Origin of the sequence: Sphingobacterium chuzhouense, assembly GCF_014692525.1 — a bacterium.
GTDB classification, from domain to species: Bacteria; Bacteroidota; Bacteroidia; order Sphingobacteriales; family Sphingobacteriaceae; genus Sphingobacterium; species Sphingobacterium chuzhouense.
In genome coordinates this window covers 720,473-744,873 of record NZ_JACNYL010000001.1, presented here as the reverse complement: position 1 = coordinate 744,873, position 24,401 = coordinate 720,473, and the positions used below count along the sequence as shown (strand labels likewise).

The following is a 24,401-nucleotide window of genomic DNA, read 5'->3' as shown; positions in this document are numbered from 1 at the left end:
ATCATGCATTTTGAATCTATTTTTTTTGAAGATTATATATTAGAAGATAAACGGACGACATTAGGTCGCACCATTACAGAGACTGATTTTGTTGTACATGCCGGGCATACGGGAGATTTTTTTCCGCATCATATGGATGCCGAATGGTGTAAAACACAACCTTTTGGACAACGGATTGCACACGGCACCATGATATTTGCAATAGGCATAGGACTCACGGCTTCCGTAATCAATCCGGAGGCATTTTCGAAGGGATATGACCGTTTACGCTTTGTGAAACCTGTTTTTATTGGTGATACGATACACGCAGAGGTAACGATTTCTGGGAAATCAGAAGCGAAAAACCCAGCATTTGGGACGGTCGTGGAACATGTAGAAATGATAAACCAACGTGGAGAAGTTGTTTTAGTAGCAGACCATATTTTGCTTGCGAAGCGAAAAGAGACTACAACCTAACTTATTACATCTCATGGAACTCGGCACAAAAGAAAATATGACATTAACCAATGGAGAGTCTAAAAGTTATCTATTTCCTTTTATTCTAATTGTCAGTTTGTTTTTTTTATGGGGGATGGCGCACAATTTAAATGGCGTTTTGATTCCGCATTTGAAAAAAGCCTGTCAGTTGGACAATAGTCAATCGGCTTTAGTAGACACTTCTATTTTTCTCGCTTATTTTATCATGGCACTCCCCGCAGGTTATCTCCTCCGCAGATGGGGTTATAAGTTATCCATTATTATGGGATTGATCGCTTTTGCGATAGGGGCGTTCCTGTTCATCCCTGCGGCAGATTACCGCATGTATGAATTGTTTTTACTGGCTTTGTTTATTATTGGATGCGGTTTGGCGGTATTGGAAACAGCAGCGAATCCGTATGCCGCTATTTTGGGTAAGCCGGAAGCGGCTACACATCGTCTTAATCTCGCGGCGTCATTCAACGGTTTGGCGGCGATGGTAGCACCGATTATAGGAACAATGTTTATTTTATCCGGTAAAAGTTATTCCGAAGCGGAGCTGAATGCCATGGCAGAGGTCGAACGGACGGCGTATCTGATGGAAGAAGCATCATCCGTTAAAACACCCTATTTAGTGCTGGGTTTGATCTTGCTGCTCGTGGCCGTCGTATTTATGTTTGTGAAGCTGCCGGAGATAAAAGAAAGTGGCCATGTGGAGGAAACGGCAAAAAAACGTAGTTTTTTTGCCGTGCTGCGTCATAAACATCTGGCCTTCGCTGTTATCGCACAGTTTTTCTATGTCGGTGCGCAAGTTTGCGTGACGAGTTTTTTTATCCGTATGGCACAGCAGGGAGCCGGTGTAGATGAAAAAACAGCGGGCTACTATTTGGGCATATATGGATTGCTTTTTATGGCGGGAAGATTTGTAGGAACATTCCTGTTACGTTATACAACAGCAAATCGTTTACTGGCATTATATGCCTTGGTTTGCGCATTATTGGCCGCCATAGCCGTACTGGGTTCCGGTATGGTGGTATTGTATGCATTAGGCGGCTTGGGCTTTTTTATGTCGATTATGTTTCCGACCATTTTTTCGTTAGGCATTAGTGGCTTGGGCGAAGAGACAAAGCAAGCTTCTTCCTGGTTGATCATGGCTATCGTTGGGGGAGCGATCTTCCCTTATATGACGGGCGGTATTATAGACATCGCGCATGACAATACGCAGATGGGGTATATCGTGCCCTTTGTATGCTATGTGGTTATTCTTTGGTTTGCACAAAAAGGATATAAACCCGCCTATCTGTAAGAGGTGTGGCAACATAATATAATAGCTGGAGAAAATATTATAAGGTCTCGGCTTACTTTTACGGTATGTTTGTAATTGGTGCTAAATGTGCCAAAAGATAATGGTATTGTATCTAGTCAACGTTGTGACAAGGCGTAATACCTTATACGATATTAGCATGAATACGTTTCAACCATTATAAAGAATAGGATGAAGAAATTAATTTTAGTTGTAGGCTGTTTAGTTGCAGCAGCCACCTCATTTGCGCAACACACGAGTACCTGGATTTGGTATCCGGGGGATTTTGAGGTGTGGCTCAGTAACGATATGCAAAACCGCAGAACGGAGCGAGGTACGTTCTTTCCTCCTTTTTGGAAGATGGACAGCCACTACGTACTTGTCGAATTCAACAAGCAATTCGATTTGCCGGAAGCGGATGAAATCACGATTCACGCCGAAGGAAAATATAATGTTAAAGTGAATGGCAAGATGTTGCCTGGTATGCCTTCCAACGTAAAACTGGAAAAGGGAAAACAGCAGATCAATATCAAAGTATATAACCAAGCGCATGTACCGGCACTATTTGTGACCGGTAAATACGTGCATACCGATAAAGATTGGTTGGTGACGTATGAGGATAAAGAGTGGATCGACGAGACCGGAAAGGCTTCGGATGCATCCGGTACGACCTATGTCAAAGCAGGTTATTGGAATATGGATGATCCAAACGAAAAACCTTCCCAATTTAAGCTGCCTACGCGACCGGAACAAGCGGTGGGTAAAGTTGCGCATGACAAAGGTTTTCTGATCGATTTTGGGAAGAATACATTTGGTTTTTTAACACTGCACGAATTACAGGGGCAAGGAAAGCTGTCGATTTATTATGGCGAATCGAAAGAAGAAGCGTTGGCAACAACGACTTGTGAAACACTGGATATATTGGAAATTGCACAATCTACCGCAAGAGACAGTACCCTGGAGCTTTCCAAAGCATTTCAATATGTCTATATAGAACCCCAGGGAAACGTACAGTTTGACGAAGTTTCGATGCAATATGAATATTTGCCTGTCGAAGATAGGGGCATGTTTCGCAGTTCCGATGAAGAGCTGAATAAGATATGGGATGTTGCAAAATATACGATGGAACTGACGTCCCGCGAGTTTTATATTGATGGTATCAAACGTGACCGTTGGATATGGAGTGGCGATGCTTATCAGTCGTATGCCATGAACTATTATCTGGGTTTTGATTCCGAGACCGTGAAACGCACCATTTTAGCACTACGTGGTAAAGAACCCACCATCACGCATATCAACACCATTATGGACTATACGTTCTATTGGTTTTTGAGCATATACGACTATTACCGCTATACGGGTGACAAGGAGTTTATCGCATCCGTATATCCGAGAATGCAGACACTGATGGAATTTTGCTTGGGCAGAAGAAATAAGGATGGTTTGATGGAAGGTTTGTCCGGAGACTGGGTATTTATCGACTGGGCCGAAGGGCTGAGTAAAAAAGGAAAGGTCAGTTTTGAGCAACTGCTGCTATGCCGTAGTCTGGAGACGATGGCGTTATGCGCGGATTTGTTGCAGATACCGGAAGACAAAAGTTTTTACGGGAAAGAAGCCGATGCGTTGAAGCAGAAATTCTTCGATTTTTACTGGAATGACCAAAAAACGGCGTTTGTCCATAGCCGCATTGATGGAAAGCAAACGGATGAAGTGACGCGCTACACCAACATGTTTGCCATTTTTTTTGATTACCTGTCCGCCGAACAACAGCAAGGTGTTAAAAAGAACGTGTTGTTGAACGATAACATCAAAAAGATCATGACCCCCTATATGCGTTACTACGAACTGGAAGCGCTTTGTGCATTGGGCGAGAAAGATTACGTGATGGACGAGATTAAAAGCTACTGGGGCGGTATGCTGAAACTGGGAGCTACCACCTTTTGGGAAGAATATAACCCCGAAAAGCAAGGAGCAGAACACTATACGATGTATGGCCGGGAGTTTGGCAAGAGTCTTTGTCACTCTTGGGGTGCAAGTCCGATCTACCTGTTGGGTAAATATTATTTAGGCGTAGAGCCGACGTCCGCGGGATACGAAACGTATACGATCGCACCTTACCTGGCTTCGCAGGAATGGATGGAAGGAAAAGTACCGACACCGGCAGGCGAAATTGAACTTCATGTTTCCAAAACCAAAATCAAAGTGAAATCACCGATTGGAAAGGGAACATTGAAAATTAACAGCACATCGTTGCCACGGACAAACCACGGGAAAGTAAAGAAGGTATCTGAAAATACGTATACACTGGAATTGGAAAAAGGGATTGATTATGAAGTGGAATATGTGGGATAAGAAATATACGGGCGTGAAAAAATCAACGGTTATCTTTGGTCTATTGTTCGGGTTATCGTCTTTATCAGCGCAAGGGCAAACCGTAGATGGCAAACCTGCCGTGATTCCGCCGGTTCCGGACGGGAAAATAGCGTCTGCTTGGGAAGATCCTACGATAACGGCCATTAACAGGGAGCCAGCACGTGCTACAGCATATTCTTATGCTTCAATAGCGGAAGCGCTTGAAAACAACCGTGAAACAAATAAACGTTTGTTGTTCTTGAATGGTGAATGGAATTTTAAATTTGCTATCAAGCCAGCTGACGCACCGAAGGATTTTCATTTGACGGAAGTAAGCGGCTGGGATAAGATTTCGGTACCGTCCAACTGGGAGATGAAGGGATACGATATCCCCATCTACCGTTCTGCCGTATATCCGTTTCTGCCCATCGACCCGCCACGTATACCAACGGATTATAATGCTGTCGGTTCCTACCAACGGACGTTTGATTTGCCGGCAGATTGGGATGGCATGAATGTCACGTTACATTTTGGTGCGGTTTCCTCTGCTTATCACCTTTGGATCAACGATCGATATGTGGGTTATGCAGAAGATTCACATCTACCATCGGAATTTAACGCTACGCCCTATTTAAAAGCTGGGAAAAATCGTATCTCGGTACAGGTCATTCGTTGGAGTGACGCTTCCTACCTGGAAGATCAAGACCATTGGCGCATGAGCGGCATACATCGTGATGTGTACTTAATGGCGGAACCCAAAGTCCGGATTGCCGACTTTCACTGGCAAGCTACCTTAGATTCCGCGTATCGCGATGCCAAATTCTCGTTAAGGCCAAAGATTGATAATTTTTCCGGTGATAGCATTAACGGCTTTACGGTGAAAGCCCAGTTATATGATGAGGCCAATAACCCGCTCTTGCCTCAAGAGCTACAACGAGATGCGGGAGAAATTTTTGACGAGATCTATCCCCGGCTGGACAATGTGAAGTTTGGCTTGTTGGAAACAAACATTAGCAATCCCAAGAAATGGTCAGCAGAAGACCCTAACGTATACCGATTGGTTATTACCTTGTATGATAAGCGAGGTCAATTGTTGGAAGCGAAGAGCTGTAACGTGGGTTTCCGAAGTATTGAAATTTCAAAAGAAACCGGTGCCTTTTTGGTTAATGGTAAACTGACGAAGCTCTATGGTGTCAACAGGCATGATCATCATCCCGAACGCGGGAAAGCGTTAACACGGGAAGATATGGAGGCCGATATCCGGCAGATTAAGCAGTTTAATTTCAATGCCATACGCACATCGCATTATCCGAACGACCCGTATGTTTATGAACTTTGTGATCGTTATGGCATCATGGTGATGGATGAGGCGAACCTCGAAACACATGGTTTAGGCGGCAAGTTGATGAACGACCCGGCTTGGTTGGTAGCGCATATGGAGCGCATTACACGGCTGGTCGAGCGAGATAAGAACCATCCCTCGGTTGTTATTTGGTCGCTGGGTAACGAATCGGGTCGTGGCCCTACTACCGCGGCAATGGCGGCATGGGTGCATGATTTTGATATCACGCGTCCGTTACACTATGAACCCGCAATGGGAAGCCATCAATTGCCGGGCTATATCGATCCTTCCGATCCACGGTATCCGAAGTCAAATGCACATGCTTATCGGTTACAGAATATACAGGATCAATATTATGTCGATATCGTGTCGCGGTTTTATCCCGGTATTTTCACACCAGAATTGCTGTTGGAACAGGATAACGGCGATAACCGCCCGATTCTTTTTGTGGAATATTCCCACTCGATGGGTAATTCTACTGGAAATATGAAAGATTTCTGGGATATTTTTCGCTCCCATCCCCGTTTAATCGGTGGTTTTATCTGGGATTATAAAGATCAGGCATTGGTACGTCAGGATTCCGTATACGGCAAGGTCTTGGCATACGGAGGAGACTTTGGCGAGAAAATTCATAACGGCGCGTTCAGCTTAAATGGTATTGTGGATGCCTGGAACCGTCCGAAAGCGGCCATGTATGATAATAAAAGGATTTATCAGCCGGCGGAGATTGTCCTACTGAATTCGAAAGCAGCAAGGGTTAAAATAAAGAACCGGGCAGTGGAACACAATCTGAATCGCTACCAGCCTGCCATGCTGATCCGGGAGAATGGGGAAGTGGTGAAAGAAGTGAAATTGCCGGATATGGATTTGGCTGCGGGCGACTCTATAGACATGGATTTGCTTTCGTATATCCCGGTAAAACCGAAGAAAGAAAAGGAATATCAACTCGACATACAGTTTCGTTTAAAGGCGGACGAACTTTGGGCGTCTGAAGGTTTTGTAGTTTCTTCCTCACAGATACGATGGCAGGAATTGGGAAGCGTAATGAAACCGTTGAAATCTACTGGAAAGCCCTTGAAAGTAGCAGAAAATAATACCGAATACCGCGTTACCGGAGCAACATTTGAAGCCATTTTTGTCAAATCTTCCGGTGGGTTACAGCGATTGGTGTACAACGGACAAGAAATCATCAACGGAGCCGTATTGCCGAATTTCGTGCGACCGGCAACAGAGAACGACCGTCGGGGGTGGAAACCGGATCGAAAACTGAAGTACTGGTACAACGAGGCTAAATTGACGGGAATGAGCATGCGGGAAGAGACGGATGCTGTACATATACAGTCGCATTATGCATTGCCGGGCGACTCGGCTAAAGTGACCGTCAATTATGTCGTCAGGCAACACGGTATTGTATCTGTCAACTATCAGCTGGAGGTAAAAGACGGTTTGCCAAATATGCCTAAAGTAGGCTTACAGCTAGGTATCAATCCCACGTTTGAACAGATTCAATATTATGGATTGGGCTTTATGGAAAATTATCCCGATCGGGCTTATGGATTTGACCTGGGCGTATATGCGACGGATATCAATGAATTTATGGAACCGTATTTAGTTCCACAGGAAAACGGTAATCGGATGGATGTACGGTGGTTTCAACTGCATCATAAGAAACAAGGAGGTCTTTTGGTGATGGGCGATCAACCGTTGTATATGAGTGCATGGCCCTATTCGCAAAAAGCAATAGAAGAAAATAAGCATTGGTTTAAGCTCAAGAAGGAAGGTAAAATAACGTTGAACGTGGATTTGAAGCAGATGGGTGTAGGTGGGAACGACAGCTGGACAGACGTTTCGGCACCATTGGAAAAATACCAGGTGCCGGCAAAAAATTATAGCTATTCATTTCATCTGATCCCGATGGATGCAAAAGCCGATGTGAAACAATATATACAGTAGAGACAACATGAGGTTAAGGTTTTATATCAGTATAGGCATATTATGTAGTTGGTTTATAGGGCATGCTCAAATAAAAGGCATTCCGGCCAATATTGTTCCGCTTGCCGCAGATTCCTATGAAAAAGCGAAACCTTGGGTAGTATGGTACTTTATGCATGCCAGTTATTCAAAAGAAGGGATTACCGCCGATTTGCAAGCGATGGCGGAAAATAATATCGCCGGAGCCTATTTTACGCCTATCAAAGCAAAGACAGATCCACCGTTGTTTGAGCCTGCAGCGGAAACATTAACACCGGAATGGTGGGAAATGTTTCGGCATCTGGTAGCGGAGGCTAAGAAATATGGTATACAGATCGCCATGTTCCCGAATGATGGATTTGCTACTGCTGGAGGCCCTTGGATCACACCGGAAAAATCGATGCAAAAAGTGGTTTATGCGGATACGACAATAACCGTTAATCGCCGAGGTAAGGTCAACATTCGGCTGCCACAGCCGGAAAAGCTACACGACTATTATGAGGATATCCAGCTTTTTGCTATCCCGGTCGCCAAAAAATATAGGCGTAGTGATGCGGAATCCCCTAAGGTTACCAGCAGCTACGATGAAGATCTACAGCATTTGGCAAAAAAGGATAATAATAAGCGTTTTGCGACATCCCAACCCGGATGGATCCAATATGCATTTGAGCAACCCTTCCCTTGCAATGCATTGAAAGTGGACCGCAGGGCAAATAATTACGGCGCGAACAGATTAAAGATATTGGTGAGTAATGACGGTGTCAACTTTGACGAATTGACGCAGCTAAAATCCCCACGAACGGGTTGGCTGGATTGGGACAACGGTGTTACGCATACCATTCCGTATACCGAAGCAAAATATTTTCGGTTTGTGTTCGACCCGGCCAATTTTGAACCCGGAGCGGAAGACCTGGATGCCGCGAAATGGAAACCTTCTATTAATCTTTTAGGCATTACTTTATTTGAAGAGCCCCGTGTTCATCAATATGAAGGTAAAACAGGGGAAATCTGGCGGGTTTCGCTGCCTACCGACGAAGAAGATGTAAACTCCGCGTATGTTATCGATAGCAAAAAAGCGATTACACTACATCCAACGGCTGTCCGCGGAGGGAAGCTCACGACCGAGTTGCCGAAAGGCAACTGGAAAATCCTGCGGATTGGGCATACCACGACAGGGCATCAAAACGAAACGGCGGGTGCTGGAAAAGGATTGGAGTGTGACAAGCTGAATGCCGAAACGGTTGCTTTCCAATTCGAGCAATGGTTTGGAAAAGCTTATGAAATGGTGGGACGGGAATTGGCAAAAGATGTGCTTACGGTCTATCATATAGATTCCTGGGAATCGGGTAGCCAAAACTGGACACAACAGATGCCTTCGGAATTTAAGGCACGGAGAGGATATGAAATAGCACCCTATCTACCGGTTTTAGCGGGGTATATCGTCAACAGTGTAGAGGAATCAGAAGCTTTCCTGCATGATTTTCGGGAGACGATCGCGGAATTATTGCAGGAAAAAGGTTTTCAGACGCTCCGTAACAAATCGGATGAGTATGGTGTAGAATTTACCGCAGAAATGACGGCTCCCGTGATGATGAGCGACGGCTTTGCACACTTCGGTTTTACCGACAGGCCGATGGGTGAATTTTGGTTTAGAAGCCCCTCGCATGATAAGCCCAACGATATCTTAGATGCTATTTCGGGTGGACACATCTATGGAAAGAATAACATCATGGCGGAAGCATTTACACAAATCCGTATGGAATGGGACGAACATCCACGCCTTTTGAAATCTCTCCAGGATAGAAATTTTGCATTAGGGATCAATAGCCTGGTGTATCATGTTTATGTTCATAATCCGTGGATGGATCGTAAACCCGGGATGACATTGGATGGTATAGGGCTTTATTTTCAGCGCGACCAAACCTGGTGGAAACCGGGAAAAGCGTGGGTTGATTACGCCATACGTGCACAACAGTTGCTACAAACCGGAAAACCGGTACGTGATATCGCAGTATTTATCGGTGAGGAAATGCCGAGGCGGTCGATATTGCCAGATCGTTTAACAAAAACATTGCCGGGTATTATAGGACAGTCCCGTGTCGAACGGACAGACTCATTGATGCGTAATGAAGGCTGGCCACCACAGAAAATAGCCGGTGTAACGACCAGTGCGAATATGTATAATCCGGCGGATTGGGTGGATCCGTTGCGGGGATACGCGTATGATTCCTTTAACCCGGATGCATTGCTCCATCATGCAAAAGTGGAAAACGGCGCTGTCGTATTTGCTGACCATATTGCATACCGCTTGTTGGTTGTTCCTGGACAGCATCTGATGAATCCGACGCCCACGCATTTTTCATTGGCAGCATTGAAAAAGTTGGCTGATTTAGTAGAACAGGGAGCAACCGTTTTGTTTAACGAGAAACCGACGCGCTTATATGGTATCGGCTCTGAGCAGGACTCCCTGGCTTTCCAAGCACTAGTCGATCATCTTTTTGGCCATATGCAAACGGTCGATGGATTACAACATAAATCGCTAGGGAAAGGTAGGGTATATATAGGAACATATCATGCGGAGAGTTTTGCCGCTTTGGGAATCGAAGAAGATGTGCTAATCAATAACAAAAACAACCACGCGATTTCTTGGAATCACCGAAGTTTCGATGGTGGAAGCAGTTATTTTGTCGCCAATCAAGACAGTGTACCGCAGGACGCGCACTTCTCGTTCCGTACAACGGCACCGTATACTTATTTATATGATGTATTGCAAGATAAACTATTGCCTGTTGCATCGGTTCAAAAAAATAACCGTACGGAATTGACCCTATCGTTTGCACCTTCTCAATCGTTTTTTGTGCTGTTCAGCGAAAACCAGATCGATATACCAGATTGGAAAGAGACAAAGACAGAGACATTGAAAGGTAATTGGACGCTACAGTTGACGGACGTGAAACATGAGCCAATGATCGAGCAGAAGCCCGACTTTTGGACGGTTTCGGACGTGGATGAAGTAAAGTATCATTCCGGCGTAGGAACATACGCGCTCACTTTTGATCAACCTCAACGGGTCGGCGAGCAGCGCGTTAAGTTAAAACTAGAACGTGTAGAGAGCCTTGCGGAAATTGTGCTGAACGGAAAAGAAGTGGGGGTAATATGGACAGATCCGTTGGAGATTGATGTAACGGATTATCTAAAACAGGGGAAAAACCAGCTGGAAATAAAGGTCTACAACACTTGGGGTAACCGGTTCTGGTATGAGACACATAAAGAACCGAAGGAGAAAATAATCAAAACCATAGCAACACCGAAATTCTTGAAAGGTCTCCAGGAATCTGGGTTACAAGGTGATGTCAAATTGATATGGTATCAAAAAAATTAAAGAGATGAGAAGAACTAAGAACAGTCTACTTTTACTCGCTGTATCTGCTCTGCTAACGGGGCAGGTAAAGGCGCAGGAGAAGGCGATTACGAATACGGGGGAGAGTCCTTTTGCGGTACAAAAGGCCATTAATATGGGCGATGTATCCTGGACAAAAGGTTTTTGGGCAGAACGTACAACGACTTGTTATGAGCGTATGGTGCCCCATCTCTGGGATGTATATACAAGTGCGGATATCAGCCATGCTTACCGCAATTTCGAGATTGCTGCCGGTCTAAAAGAAGGGGAACATAAAGGCCCATCCTTCCACGATGGTGATTTTTACAAGACGTTGGAAGCGGTGTGTGCGTTGTATGCGCAAACGAAAGACAAGAAACTTTTGCAAATGATCGAAGAAGTGATACCGGTAATTGCGAAATCACAACGCGCCGATGGTTACATCTATACGAAAGCAACAATCGATCAACGTAATTCGGGTGAGGATATCGAGTTTCAGGATCGTTTAAGTTTTGAAGCGTATAACATTGGACACTTAATGACCGCAGGCTGTATCCATTACCGGGTTACCGGAAAAAAGGATTTGTTGGATATTGCGATTAAAGCGGCGGATTATCTGCATGGGTTTTATGAAAAATCGAACCCTACGCTAGCGAGGAATGCCATTTGCCCGTCCCATTATATGGGAACGATCGAACTTTACCGGACGACCAAGGATCCGAAATACCTGGAGTTGGCTAAACACTTGATCGATATTAAAGGAGAGATCGAAGACGGTACGGACGACAACCAAGACCGGGTTCCGTTCCGTCAGCAGAACAAAGCCATGGGGCATGCGGTGAGAGCGAGTTACCTCTATGCCGGCGTAACGGATTTGTGTACAGAGATACAAGATACGACGTTGAGCAACCGGCTTCTTTCAATATGGGATGATGTGGTAAAACACAAAATGTATATCACAGGAGGTTTGGGTTCGCTCTATGATGGTACGTCACCAGACGGAACATCTTATAATCCGGTAGATGTACAAAAGATACACCAGGCTTTCGGACGCGATTATCAATTGCCGAATCTAACGGCACATAACGAAACGTGTGCGAATATCGGCAATATGCTTTGGAACTGGCGTATGGCGACATTGACAGGTGATGCGAAATATATTGACGTGCTTGAATTGGCACTTTATAACAGTGTATTATCTGGCATTAGCTTGGATGGAGACAAATTTTTATATACCAATCCGCTAAGCTATTCGTCTAATTTGCCCTTCCAACAACGTTGGTCCAAAAAGCGTGTTCCATACATTTCACTGTCTAATTGTTGTCCACCCAATGTGGTTCGTACCATTGCAGAGGTTAGTAGTTACGCCTACAGTGTTTCCGAGGATGCCGTATGGGTAAACCTGTTTGGCGGAAATGTACTGGATACAGAATATAAAGGGCAAAAGATTAAGATTACACAAGAGTCAAATTATCCCTGGGAAGGCGATGCTTCTTTTGTGATGGAGGAATTGCCGGCAAACTATGCATTGAAGCTCCGCATACCGGGATGGGCAGAAGGAGCAGAAATCACCAAAAACAATGAGAAGATAGCGTTTCAGACCGAAAACGGTTATGCCGTGTTGTCGGATGGATTAAAGAAAGGCGACCGTATCACATTACGCTTACCGATGAAGGTGACGTTTATGGAGGCTAATCCGTTGGTAGAAGAAACACGGAACCAGGTGGCGGTGATGCGCGGTCCGGTGGTCTATTGTCTGGAAAAAGCAGATGTCCCGGAAAATGTAGATATCTTTGATTTGAAAGTAAATGCATTGGATAGCTTTGAACCGATGCAAGAATCTGTACTCGGTCAATCGATCGTTTTCCTACAAGGGAACGCCTATACCGATAACACGGAGAAATGGGGTTCGCTATATCGAAAAGTCTCCGCAGACGAACAACAAGCCGTTTCGGTGCGTCTTGTTCCTTATTTTGCTTGGGGAAACCGGACGTTTGGCGATATGGCGGTTTGGTTACCGCGTAAGAAATAGTGGAGACGCATTGCATGCGTCTAATGATGTAGAATAAATAACAGAAAATGAGAGTATTAATCATCCTTTTCCTATTGTCCGTTTCCCTCGGGTTACATGCCGAGGTGCGTCTTTCAGCTATCTTTACCGATGGTATGGTCTTGCAGCAGCAAAAAAGCGTTCCGATTTGGGGTTGGGCAGGGAAAGGTGCGACCGTATCTGTAAGAACTTCGTGGAATCAAAAAGCATATAAGACCAAAGCAAATGAAAATGGTATTTGGCGTGTATTTATTCAGACGCCGGAAGCAGGAGGGCCGTATAACATGCAGGTTTCTGAAGGCAATACCATAACGTTACAGGATATATTCATAGGAGAGGTATGGTTGTGTTCGGGACAATCCAATATGGAAATGCCTTTGAAGGGCTATCCCGCGCAGCCCATCCTCGGGAGTACGGAGGCTATTCTCAAATCGCAGGACGAACAGTTGCGCCTATACACAGTGCCGCGAAATCCTTTGCTGAAGCCGGCAGACGACAGCAAGCCATCGCAATGGAAGAAAGCCGGTCCAGAAAATGTCGCTAATTTCAGTGCAACAGCGTATTTCTTTGGGCAACGACTACGGAAAATATTGAAAGTACCCGTAGGGCTGATACATAGTAGCTATGGTGGCTCCAATATCGAAGCGTGGATGGACGCTGCTTGGTTGAAAGATATAGAAGGTGTGAACATTCCGCAACAAGAAGAAGAACTGAAAGATAAGAATAGACAACCGACGATGTTGTATAACGGTATGATCAACCCCATAGCAGGATATGGTATAAAAGGCATCATCTGGTATCAGGGCGAATCGAACTACGAAAGCCCCGATCAATATGAGGTATTGTTTCCGAGGATGGTCGCGAAGTATCGGGAATTGTGGGAGGATGATACCTTGCCTTTTTACTATACGCAAATCGCCCCCTTTGACTACGCATCCTTACCACCGTACTATGTTGGCGGAAAATATAATTCGGCTTTTATAAGGGATGCACAACGGAAATCTCTAGCTAATATACAGCATTCGGGGATGGCAGTCACCATGGATTTGGGGGAACTTAACTGTATACACCCGGCGAAAAAGAAAGAAGGAGCCGACCGCTTGGCATTATTAGCTTTAGGTGATACTTACGGTATTAATGGATTGAATCACAGAAGCCCGGCTTATGAACGTATAGAGATACAAGGCAGCACTGTTGTGGTTCAATTTAATGATGCGCCGTTGGGACTGACATCGTTTGGAAAAGAAATAAAGACATTTGAAATTGCCGGTGAAGACAAGGTCTTCCGACCGGCAAATGCCATCGTGAAGGGTAAGACTGTTGTAGTTTCTTCACCACATGTTGCCAAACCTGTTGCGGTGCGCTATGCCTTTAAGGATTTTGTAATGGGAGATTTGTTTGGTGTTAACGGACTGCCCGTAAGTTCATTCCGAACCGATGATTGGTGATTATTTCTTTTTTTTCGTAAAAAAGAAACAAAAAATCTCGTCGCTGGGAATCTTTGACAGAAGAATTAGTGCAAGGAGGGGATTTCTGCAATTGTCAAAGTTTCCAAGGCGACATGAGCTGTTAATTAGGGATAGTACAATTCGTGATGTGTAATAAATAGAGCGAACAGATACGAAAAATGAAATAAGGATGAATAGATTAACCTATACTGCTATCGTATTATTGATCGGCTATGTGCAGCTTAGCAATAAGCTCCTTGCACAGGAATTTAATTGGGAGGACTATTATATCACCTGGGATAAACCGAGCAAACACTCTGGGGAGTCCATGCCGTTGGGTGGAGGCGATATCGGTCTGAATGTATGGGTAGAAAACGGAGATATTCTTTTTTATTTAGGCAAATCGGGTGCGTTCGATGAAAACAATACCCTATTGAAGCTCGGTCGGGTACGGCTAAAACTTTTTCCGAACCCATTTGAAGGTAAAGTGTTCAAACAACAACTGCAGGTTGACAAGGGACAGGTAGTTATTTCGGGAGAAGGTAACGGTGTAAAAACGGACGTGTCCTTATGGGTAGACGTAGAGCGTCCAAATGTCTATGTAGACGTGCAAGCAAATAAAAAGATTGCGGTAGAAGCATCTTATGAAAACTGGCGCTATAAGGAGCTTTATCCTAAGAAGCGGGAAAATAACGCAAACTCCTGGAAATGGGCGCCACCACATGAGGTGGTAACAAAGCGTGATAGTTTTTACACCAGCGATAATAAAGTTGTCTTTTTTCATCAAAATACCGATACTACCGTGTTTGACATTGTTGTGCGGCAACAAGGTATGGAAGCGGTTAAGGATTCCCTGTACAATCCGTTGTTGGATTTAGTGTCGGGAGGTGTGTTGCAAGGTAAGGATTTTCATTTTACAGAAGAACGCTTCGGCAAATACATGGACACCGATTACAAGGCCTGGGTGCTGAAAAGTAAGAAACCGGCGATTAAACACGATTTGCAGGTGTTGTTGCATGTTGCAGGACCAGTTTCGCCAGAGAAATGGCGGCAGCAAGTACAAGATCTATACAATACACAGGAATCTCGGGCAAAAATCAAGAATAGAAACTTGGACTGGTGGCGCGCTTTCTGGGAAAGAAGCTATATTCGCATACAGCCTACGAAGCCTAATGAGGATAATGAAAGCTGGCAGATCGGACGTAATTACCAACTGTTCCGCTTTATGCTGGCAGCGAATGCCTATGGTGAATATCCGACTAAATTTAATGGCGGGCTTTTCACGTACGACCCATCTTCGATTGACAGCACGATGAACTTTACGCCCGATTTCCGCAATTGGGGAGGAGGAACACATACGGCACAGAATCAGCGTCTGGTGTATTGGCCGATGTTAAAAAATGGCGACTTCGATATGATGCCTGCGCAATTTAAGTTCTATCAACGTATACAGCGCAATGCGGAATGGCGGTCTAAGGTATATTGGGGACATCATGGCGCCAGTTTTACCGAGCAGATAGAAAACTTTGGATTACCCAATCCAGCAGAATATAATTGGAAGCGACCAAAGGATTACGATAAAGGGCTGGAATACAACGCTTGGTTGGAATATCAATGGGATACGGTATTGGAGTTTTGTATGATGATGTTGGAAACGGCAAATTATCACGATGCAGACGTGCGTCCCTATATCCCTTTCATTGAAAGTTGTTTGCGTTTCTTTGACGAGCATTATCAATATCGAGCTAAGCAATTAGGGAGTAAGATGTTAGACCAAAATGGTCATTTGGTGTTTTATCCCGGTTCTTCTGCCGAAACGTATAAAATGGCATACAACGCTTCCACTACCGTGGTGGCGTTACAGGAAGTGACACGCCGGATGTTATCGTTGTCATCAACTGAAGTAAATGATAGCCTGCGCACCTATTTAGAAGAATTTCAGAAAAAAATTCCCCCGTTACCTACTCGGGAATTAGATGGAAAAAAGATGCTGGCGCCTGCAGCATTGTGGTCGCGCATTAACAATACGGAAGCCCCGCAGCTATACGGGGTGTATCCCTGGGGAATATATGGCGTTGGAAAACCGGATATAGACATAGCACTGAATACCTTTCATCATGATCCCGACGTTTTAAAATTCAGAAGCCATGTGGGTTGGAAACAAGATAACATCTTTGCCGCACGCTTAGGGCTGACGGAGGAGGCTAAGAAGTTTACGACGCTTAAATTAAAAAATGCGGATCGGCGATTTCCCACCTTTTGGGGGCCGGGTTTCGATTGGGTACCGGATCATAACTGGGGAGGATCGGGTATGATTGGTCTGCAAGAAATGTTGTTGCAAGCCGTCGACGATAAACTTTATCTTTTTCCGGCATGGCCAGCAGAATGGGATGTGGATTTCAAACTCCACGCGCCTCAACAAACAACGGTAGAAGGTAAATTACGTAAGGGCAAGCTTATCGATTTACAGGTGTTCCCAAAGGAGCGAGCAAAAGATGTTGTCAACATGTTGACGGAGAAATGAGATATCGTGCGTAAATCATCCGTACATGACAGAACATAACAGTTTTCTATAATATTCCCTTTACCTTAGAAAATTGTTACAGATGATCTATACTATTTATAATACATAATTTATGAATGCATTAGCAGGTGTTTTATTTCACTTTATTGGTGGATTTGCGTCGGGGAGTTTCTATGTCCCCTATAAAAAAGTAAAAGGCTGGTCATGGGAATCCATGTGGATTCTGGGCGGACTGTTTTCCTGGATTATCGTACCTCCATTAGCGGCTTGGTTGACCATCCCGAATTTTGGAGATATTATCCGTGAAGCAGGAACCTCAACACTTGGCTATACTTACCTGTTTGGGCTGCTTTGGGGAATTGGTGGCTTAACTTATGGACTCGGTGTCCGCTATCTCGGTGTTTCGTTGGGGAGCAGTGTCATGTTGGGTTTGAGTATGGTATTTGGTTCGTTGATGCCTGCTATTTATTATTTTTTCAATCAATCACCGGGAAAGCATGGTATTGATTATTTCTTTACAACAAATGCGGGGATTTGCGTGATGGTGGGTCTTGTGGTCTGTATCGTTGGGATATATCTCTGTGGTCGAGCTGGTTTCCTAAAAGAAAGAAGCTTAGCTACCCTTTCCGCTGAGGCAAAATCAGATTATAATTTTGGGGTAGGTATTGTCGTAGCTATCGTCTCGGGTGTATTGAGTGCTTGTTTTAACTTTGGTATCGAAGCTGGGAAACCGATGGCAGATGTTGCCAATCAGATTTGGAAGGCAGCAAACCCTAATCAGGGAGAATTTCTTTACCAAAATAACGTGAGCTATGTCGTTATCCTATGGGGAGGTTTTACGACCAATGTTATCTGGTGTCTCTACCTATTGACGAAAAATAAAACATTTTCAGATTATACGAATAAAACCGCCCCACTGCGAAAGAATCTTTTATTGTGCGCATTAGCCGGAACAACCTGGTATCTGCAATTTTTCTTCTATGGTATGGGGGAAAGTCGTCTTGGAAATGGGGCAAGTTCCTGGATATTGCACATGGCATTTATCATCTTGATAGCCAATGCTTGGGGCGTCATCTTAAAAGAATGGAAAGGTGTAAATAAATCAACCTACACCTCTATTATAGCAGGGATCGTGACGATTATCCTCTCCATTTGTATTGTCGGATTAGCAAAAACATTAGAATAATAAAAATAACATCAAAATTTATATAGCCGTGAAAGAATACAAACATGTAAACTATCTATGGGATGAACAAAAAGCAAAATCATTAGAAGGTGATGAAGTTGCTTTATTGTTGTATCGCTCCAACTTATTGGGGTCAGATTTGCGAATTACAAATTATGGCGGTGGAAATACATCGTGTAAAACAATTGATAAAGACCCGTTGACGGGTGAAGAGGTGGAAGTAATGTGGATTAAAGGCTCCGGTGGAGATATTGGTACACTAAAAAAATCCGGATTGGCAGCATTATATGTGGAGCGTTTGCGTAATCTGGAAAACGTGTACCGCGGTATCGAACATGAAGATGAAATGGTGGAGCTGTTCAACCATTGTATCTTTGATCTAAACTCGAAAGCACCATCTATTGATACTCCTTTGCACGGTTTTCTTCCGTTCAAACATATCGATCACTTGCATCCCGATGCAGCGATTGCGATTGCGGCAGCAAAAGATGGAAAAAAGATTACGCAAGAACTTTTCAATGGTACGATTGGCTGGGTAGAATGGCAGAAACCAGGCTTTGATCTAGGCTTGCAATTGCGAGCTTGTCTGGAAGAAAACCCGGGTATTCGCGGTATTATGCTGGGCTCGCACGGGCTGTTTACTTGGGGCGATACGGCTTATGAGAGTTATGTGAATTCGCTGGACGTTATAGAAACCTGTGCGGAATACTTAGCGCAGAACTACGGTAAAAATAGACCTGTATTCGGCGGTCAAAAAATAGAAAGCTTATCGGCAGATGCGCGTAGAGAGCAAGCGGCACAACTAGCGCCTGTTTTAAGAGGGTTCTGTTCCAGCGAGCGCCATATGATCGGACATTTTACCGATGATGAGAAAGTGTTGGAATATATTAACTCCAACGATTTAGAGCGTTTAGCTCCATTAGGTACCAGTTGTCCAGACCACTTCTTGCGGACAAAAATCCAACCGCTCATCCTTAACTTGCATAAAGATGCAGACTTAAGTGACGTGGAAGCAATAAAGGCACAGTTAGAACCGCTGTTTGAAGATTACAGAGCGATGTACACCGAATATTACGAAACCTGTAAACATACTAATAGCCCAGCTATTCGCGATAGAAATCCGGTTATTATTCTGTATCCAGGCGTGGGGATGTTCGCTTTTGCGAAAGATAAGCAAACCGCACGGGTAGCAGCTGAATTCTACATCAACGCGATCAACGTGATGAAGGGCTCGGAGGCTGTCAGTGAATATACGTCCTTGCCTAGACAAGAAGCCTTTAATATCGAGTATTGGTTATTAGAAGAGGCGAAGCTTCAGCGTATGCCAAAACCAAAAGCATTATCGGGTAAAATTGCATTGGTTACCGGGAGCGCAGGCGGCATTGGTAAAGCGATTGCGAAAAAATTCGCGAATGAAGGTGCTGTCGTCCTATTGAACGATTTGAATGCAGAACGACTTGAAGGAGCTAAGCAAGAATTTATTGATCTTTTTGGGAAGGATGCAGTAGCTACAGCTGTGTTGGATGTCACTAATCAAGAACAAATAGAGGCGGCATTAAAAGAAGCCGCTTTAGCTTTTGGTGGCGTGGACATCGTTGTAAATAATGCCGGCTTGTCTATTTCTAAATCCATCGAAGATCATACACAGAAAGACTGGAATTTGCTATACGATGTATTAGTGAAAGGTCAATTTTTAGTGACACAAGGCGCTACAAGAGTATTAAAAGCCCAAAATGTTGGTGGGGATATTGTGAATATCGTTAGTAAGAATGCCTTGGTAAGCGGACCGAACAACGCTGGGTATGGTAGTGCAAAAGCTGCACAGCTTCATCTTAGCCGTTTAAATGCAGCAGAACTGGGAGCAGCGAAGATTCGCGTGAATGTGGTGAATCCGGACGCGGTTATCTCGGATAGCAATATCTGGGCCGGTGGATGGGCGGAAGGTCGTGCCAAAGCTTACGGTATTACGGTTGAGGAATTACCAGCATACTATGCAAAACGTACTTTATTAAACGAAATTATCTTACCCGATGATATTGCCAATGCGTGCTTTGCTTTTGTCGGTGGTAACTTGAATAAATCGACAGGTAACGTGCTCAATGTTGATGGCGGTGTAGCAATGGCATTCGTACGTTAGTTTTTTTACTTAATTTTAAAAGATGAAGCTAGATAATCAAACGATAGAACAACATAATCGGCAATTCGTGGAGAAGCATCAACGTGCTTTCTCCTATACCGGTGAAAACATCGCCAATGCCGAAGAGATATTGGATAAATTGCAACAATTCCAGATTGCTATACCCAGTTGGGCGCTAGGAACAGGCGGAACGCGCTTTGGCCGTTTTTCGGGCAAAGGCGAACCGGGTACGTTGGAGCAAAAGATCGAGGACGTTGGATTGTTACACGCGTTGAACCGTTCCAGTGGTGCTATTTCCCTCCATATTCCCTGGGATATTCCACAAGATGCAGAGCAGATCAAGGCACTTGCGGCTTCTTACGGATTAGGTTTTGACGCCGTCAATTCCAACACCTTTCAGGATCAGCCGGGTCAAGAACACAGTTATAAATTTGGCTCGTTGCATCATGTGGATCCAAAGGTACGTAAGCAAGCTGTCGATCACAATATCGAGGTGATCAAACACGGTATAGCCCTAGGGTCAAAAGCATTGACTGTTTGGTTAGCAGATGGTTCCTCCTTTCCAGGACAGCTTAATTTTCGGGAAGCTTTCCAAAATACGTTGGAAAGTTTGAAAGAGATTTATAAACATTTGCCGGACGACTGGAAAATGTTTGTTGAATACAAGGCTTTTGAACCGCATTTTTATTCGACAACTATCGCGGACTGGGGGCAATCGCTATTACTGGCCAGTAAATTAGGCGACAGAGCTTATACGTTAGTGGATTTAGGACATCACCTGCCCAATGCAAACATTGAGCAAATTGTTTCTTTGTTGTTGATGGAGGGCAAACTAGGCGGTTTCCATTTTAACGATAGTAAATATGCCGATGATGACCTAACGGCGGGCAGCATCAAACCCTACCAGTTATTCTTGATTTTCAATGAACTGGTAGAGGGGATGGATGTCCGTGGCATCGATCACGCTACCGGTTTGGGTTGGATGATCGACGCATCACATAACTTAAAAGATCCATTGGTAGATTTACTTCAATCTGTGGAAGCCATTAAAATTGCGTATGCACAAGCGCTGTTGGTAGATCGCAAGGCATTAAAAGAGGCGCAACAGCAAAATGATATTGTTCGAGCACAAGAAATTCTACAAGATACCTTCCGAACAGATGTGCGTCCATTGGTAGCCGAAGCACGTTTGCGTCAGGGAGCAGCATTGAATCCTGTAGCTTTGTTCAACGAATTGGATATTCGAAAGAAATTGATTGAAGAGCGCGGCAGCAACACCGTAGCAACGGGATTGTAATCAGGTTACAAACAATAACTTACTGATTTTTTTGCTGATCCGTCAATAGGCGGATCAGTTTTAAACAATTTTAAATTTTCAAAATGCGTACGCCAGTTGTCGCTATTTTCGATGTAGGGAAGACGAACAAAAAGTTATTTTTGTTTGACGAGCATTATGACATTGTCTTTGAGCGTTCAGCCAGATTTTTAGAAACAGTGGACGAAGATGGAGATCCATGTGAAAATTTGGAGAGTTTGCGCCTTTCGGTGTTTGATTCCCTTCACGAGGTTTTCCGTTTGGGCGAGTTTGATATCAAAGCCATAAACTTCACTTCCTACGGTGCCAGTTTGGTGTATCTAGATGAAAGTGGACGACCACTGACCCCCTTATATAACTATCTTAAGACCTATCCAAAAGCACTGGAGGAGCGTCTGCATAATACGTATGGAGGTGTAGAAGAGTTTTCTCTTACTACGGCTTCGCCGGCGTTGGGAAGCTTGAACTCGGGATTGCAGCTCTATCGTTTACAACAAGAAAAACCAGATATATACGAAAATCTGAAATATGCCATACATCTTCCGCAATATCTCAGCTTTTTGGTTTCAGGACAGGTGTATTCGGATATGACGAGCATCGGGTGCCATACTGCGCTTTGGGATTTTGCAAAGAATGGGTATCATCAATGGGTCCAGGATACGGGTATAGAAAATAAATTGGCGCCCATTGTAAAAGGAGACGAGGTGTTTTCAGCAGCGTTTCCGGGAAGTACTTACAAAGTAGGGGTGGGATTGCACGATAGCTCCTCGGCCTTGATTCCGTATTTGCTGAATTTCCATGAACCTTTTATTTTGATTTCTACAGGTACGTGGTGTATTTCATTAAACCCGTTTAATGATGAAGGGTTGACGAAAGAGCAATTGGAAAAAGACTGTCTGTTTTATATGACCTATGCCGGTACACCGGTTAAAGCGTCTCGCTTGTTTGCAGGATATGAGCACGAGGTGCAGACAAAACGTATTGCGGAGCATTTTCAAGTAACGACTGGCCGATTTAAGCAAATTGAGATTGATTGGAAGATTATCGACAGATTGAGTGTGGGTAAGGATATCCCGACTAATCTAGATGCTTTCGGACAAATAGATCTGAGTAGCTTTGCCGATTATGTGGAAGCTTATCATGCATTTATGATCTACTTGGTGGCAGCGCAAGTGGCGTCTACCCGTCTTATTCTGGCAAAAAAGAGAATCAAACGGATTTTTGTGGATGGTGGATTTAGTAAGAACAGTATTTTTATGAATTTGCTTGCCAGAACATTTGGAAATATCGAAATATACGCAGCTTCAATGGCACAGGCAACAGCTATCGGTGCTGCATTGGTGATTCACGAACATTGGAACACGCAACCTGTGCCAAGCGATATTATCGAGTTACGGTATTATAGAGCATAACTAAGAATTTTTTTGAATCATACAGTGTTTATAAGGGCGTATAGGCGTAAGGCCTATGCGCTTTTTTATAGGGGTATGTTTCTTGTATGTTGTTTTTTAATGATCGAACTATCTTCGGTCTGGAGTTTAAAATCTTGCACACTCCAATTTTTACTGTAGCGAATTTTTCCCGCTTCTTTTGCTTCTATAGATACGTTCTGCAGTGTGATTCGTTCCACCCAAGAAGAGGGGAGCCCCTCTACGTTGATTGCTCTGTTAGCTCCCTTGATATATACATTACGCATCGTGATATCCCGAAAGATCGGAATACCTCGTTCGGCAGGTTCAACAGACGCTAATAACTTTTTCCAATGCTCAGGAATGTCGTCGTAATTGTATCCTTCCGGTAGTTTGGAGTAGCTGTAACTCGGATTCCAGTTCATGTTCACCTGTAAAGCAACCCCTACGCTATCCATCTTGACATTTTCTAGCACGATATGTTCTACCGTACCGCCGCGGGTTATTGCTGACTTGATATTCAGGCAGTTTTTTGTGCCGGAACCTTGTATATTGGAAGCATAGACATGGCGGATGCTACCAGATGTTTCACTGCCCAAAGTGAGCAACCCTCCCCCTCGGCGGGCAAAACAATTTCGAATAACAATATATTCTGCGGGTCTGTTGACCCTTAAGCCGTCCGCATCCCGCCCAGCTTTGATACAAAAATTATCGTCGTTGCAATCAATATCCGTATTTTGAACTAAAATCCAGGAAGAAGAATCTATATCGATACCATCCGTACTTGGTCCGTGTCCGTCCACGTTATTGTTGATAGTCAAGCCATCAACGGTGACATAAGAGGAATATAAAATCTGTACGGTCCAAAAACCCGCTTGTTGTATTTCCAGATCTGTTAACGTTATGTTCTTCGCATTGGACACGAGAATAGTACGTGGGCGACGAGCATCATAATCTACGATCCAACGCAAGCCTTTTGGTTCGTATTCGTCTGTTCTCATACGCCAATATTGTTCCCAAAATGGTTTTCCTTGCGCATGAATAAGTCCTTTTCCACTAATAGCAGCATTCTCTTGATCCAGTATATTAATTAATGCTGCGGGCCATTCCATCTCAATACCTGCTACGCGTGTATCAATCACTTTATAATCATCAATAATTTGACTTCCTAATAAAGTAACATTACTGTCTATATATAAATGTACTTTACTTTTTACGAATATAGAGCCTGTTAAATAAGAACCTGGTTGGAAACGCACAATGCCTCCTCCGTTTTTTGCACAGCTATCAATAGCCGATTGGATGGCTGCAGTATTTAACGTACTTCCATCGTTTTTACCTCCATAATCATTAACGAAGAATTCCTTTGTGGCTGATGGCTTTGATTGGGCGCCCACCTTAGTATGCCAATCGGGTGCTATCTGCTCTTGAGCAATAACCGGTGAAAAGGTAAACAGTAAGACAGATAAGGATAAAATAATAATATACATAGGTGGTTTCATCATCATGATATAACGAGTTGAACCGGC

At 44.0% G+C, this 24,401-nt stretch carries 13 protein-coding genes; 12 read left to right on the top strand and 1 reads right to left on the bottom strand.

Translation table 11 applies throughout. The annotated features are described in order from the left end of the window. Positions 1-3: 3 nt before the first annotated feature. The 12 genes from H8B21_RS02920 to H8B21_RS02865 all read left to right on the top strand — a co-directional run bounded on the left by H8B21_RS02920 (position 4) and on the right by H8B21_RS02865 (position 22,875). A complete protein-coding gene (locus tag H8B21_RS02920; protein ID WP_190312272.1) occupies positions 4-456 on the top strand; it encodes a MaoC/PaaZ C-terminal domain-containing protein in 453 nt (150 codons plus the stop codon). Between the two features lie 37 nt (positions 457-493). Continuing rightward, entirely contained in the window at positions 494-1,762 is a 1,269-nt protein-coding gene (gene fucP / locus H8B21_RS02915) for an L-fucose:H+ symporter permease (protein ID WP_223814801.1), read from the top strand. A gap of 189 nt (positions 1,763-1,951) precedes the next feature. Next, the gene (locus H8B21_RS02910) at positions 1,952-4,111 is read left to right on the top strand and encodes an alpha-L-rhamnosidase-related protein (RefSeq protein WP_190312270.1); all 2,160 of its coding nucleotides are present in this window, start codon (positions 1,952-1,954) and stop codon (positions 4,109-4,111) included. Beyond that, the gene (locus H8B21_RS02905; protein ID WP_223814800.1) at positions 4,089-7,406 is read left to right on the top strand and encodes a glycoside hydrolase family 2 TIM barrel-domain containing protein; all 3,318 of its coding nucleotides are present in this window, start codon (positions 4,089-4,091) and stop codon (positions 7,404-7,406) included. Before H8B21_RS02910 ends, H8B21_RS02905 begins: the two co-directional genes overlap by 23 nt. 7 nt (positions 7,407-7,413) lie before the next feature. Then, a complete protein-coding gene (locus tag H8B21_RS02900; RefSeq protein ID WP_190312269.1) occupies positions 7,414-10,806 on the top strand; it encodes a glycosyl hydrolase in 3,393 nt (1,130 codons plus the stop codon). A 4-nt stretch (positions 10,807-10,810) separates the two neighbouring features. Beyond that, on the top strand, positions 10,811-12,835 hold the full coding sequence (locus H8B21_RS02895) for an aceric acid hydrolase (RefSeq protein ID WP_190312268.1): 2,025 nt from the start codon (positions 10,811-10,813) through the stop codon (positions 12,833-12,835). A gap of 47 nt (positions 12,836-12,882) precedes the next feature. Continuing rightward, on the top strand, positions 12,883-14,301 hold the full coding sequence (locus tag H8B21_RS02890; protein ID WP_190312267.1) for a sialate O-acetylesterase: 1,419 nt from the start codon (positions 12,883-12,885) through the stop codon (positions 14,299-14,301). Between the two features lie 190 nt (positions 14,302-14,491). Then, entirely contained in the window at positions 14,492-16,825 is a 2,334-nt protein-coding gene (locus H8B21_RS02885) for a DUF5703 domain-containing protein (protein WP_190312266.1), read from the top strand. A 112-nt stretch (positions 16,826-16,937) separates the two neighbouring features. Next, a complete protein-coding gene (gene rhaT / locus H8B21_RS02880; protein WP_190312265.1) occupies positions 16,938-18,011 on the top strand; it encodes an L-rhamnose/proton symporter RhaT in 1,074 nt (357 codons plus the stop codon). 28 nt (positions 18,012-18,039) lie between these two features. Next, complete coding sequence (locus tag H8B21_RS02875; protein ID WP_190312264.1) at positions 18,040-20,148, top strand: bifunctional aldolase/short-chain dehydrogenase; 2,109 nt, start codon at positions 18,040-18,042, stop codon at positions 20,146-20,148. Between the two features lie 22 nt (positions 20,149-20,170). Further along, the gene (locus tag H8B21_RS02870) at positions 20,171-21,445 is read left to right on the top strand and encodes a TIM barrel protein (RefSeq protein ID WP_190312263.1); all 1,275 of its coding nucleotides are present in this window, start codon (positions 20,171-20,173) and stop codon (positions 21,443-21,445) included. Between the two features lie 83 nt (positions 21,446-21,528). Beyond that, complete coding sequence (locus H8B21_RS02865; RefSeq protein ID WP_190312262.1) at positions 21,529-22,875, top strand: FGGY-family carbohydrate kinase; 1,347 nt, start codon at positions 21,529-21,531, stop codon at positions 22,873-22,875. 65 nt (positions 22,876-22,940) lie between these two features. Here the strand turns inward: H8B21_RS02865 and H8B21_RS02860 are convergent, their stop codons facing one another. Next, entirely contained in the window at positions 22,941-24,380 is a 1,440-nt protein-coding gene (locus H8B21_RS02860; RefSeq protein ID WP_223814799.1) for a glycoside hydrolase family 28 protein, read from the bottom strand. Between the last annotated feature and the right edge of the window lie 21 nt (positions 24,381-24,401).

Excerpts from the sequence above, each read along its gene's own strand:
- H8B21_RS02920 (WP_190312272.1), top strand. The coding sequence starts at position 4 with ATGCATTTTGAATCTATTTTTTTTGAAGATTATATATTAGAAGATAAA.
- fucP (WP_223814801.1), top strand. The coding sequence starts at position 494 with ATGACATTAACCAATGGAGAGTCTAAAAGTTATCTATTTCCTTTTATT.
- H8B21_RS02910 (WP_190312270.1), top strand. The coding sequence starts at position 1,952 with ATGAAGAAATTAATTTTAGTTGTAGGCTGTTTAGTTGCAGCAGCCACC.
- H8B21_RS02905 (WP_223814800.1), top strand. The coding sequence starts at position 4,089 with ATGAAGTGGAATATGTGGGATAAGAAATATACGGGCGTGAAAAAATCA.
- H8B21_RS02900 (WP_190312269.1), top strand. The coding sequence starts at position 7,414 with ATGAGGTTAAGGTTTTATATCAGTATAGGCATATTATGTAGTTGGTTT.
- H8B21_RS02895 (WP_190312268.1), top strand. The coding sequence starts at position 10,811 with ATGAGAAGAACTAAGAACAGTCTACTTTTACTCGCTGTATCTGCTCTG.
- H8B21_RS02890 (WP_190312267.1), top strand. The coding sequence starts at position 12,883 with ATGAGAGTATTAATCATCCTTTTCCTATTGTCCGTTTCCCTCGGGTTA.
- H8B21_RS02885 (WP_190312266.1), top strand. The coding sequence starts at position 14,492 with ATGAATAGATTAACCTATACTGCTATCGTATTATTGATCGGCTATGTG.
- rhaT (WP_190312265.1), top strand. The coding sequence starts at position 16,938 with ATGAATGCATTAGCAGGTGTTTTATTTCACTTTATTGGTGGATTTGCG.
- H8B21_RS02870 (WP_190312263.1), top strand. The coding sequence starts at position 20,171 with ATGAAGCTAGATAATCAAACGATAGAACAACATAATCGGCAATTCGTG.
- H8B21_RS02865 (WP_190312262.1), top strand. The coding sequence starts at position 21,529 with ATGCGTACGCCAGTTGTCGCTATTTTCGATGTAGGGAAGACGAACAAA.
- H8B21_RS02860 (WP_223814799.1), bottom strand. The coding sequence starts at position 24,380 with ATGATGATGAAACCACCTATGTATATTATTATTTTATCCTTATCTGTC.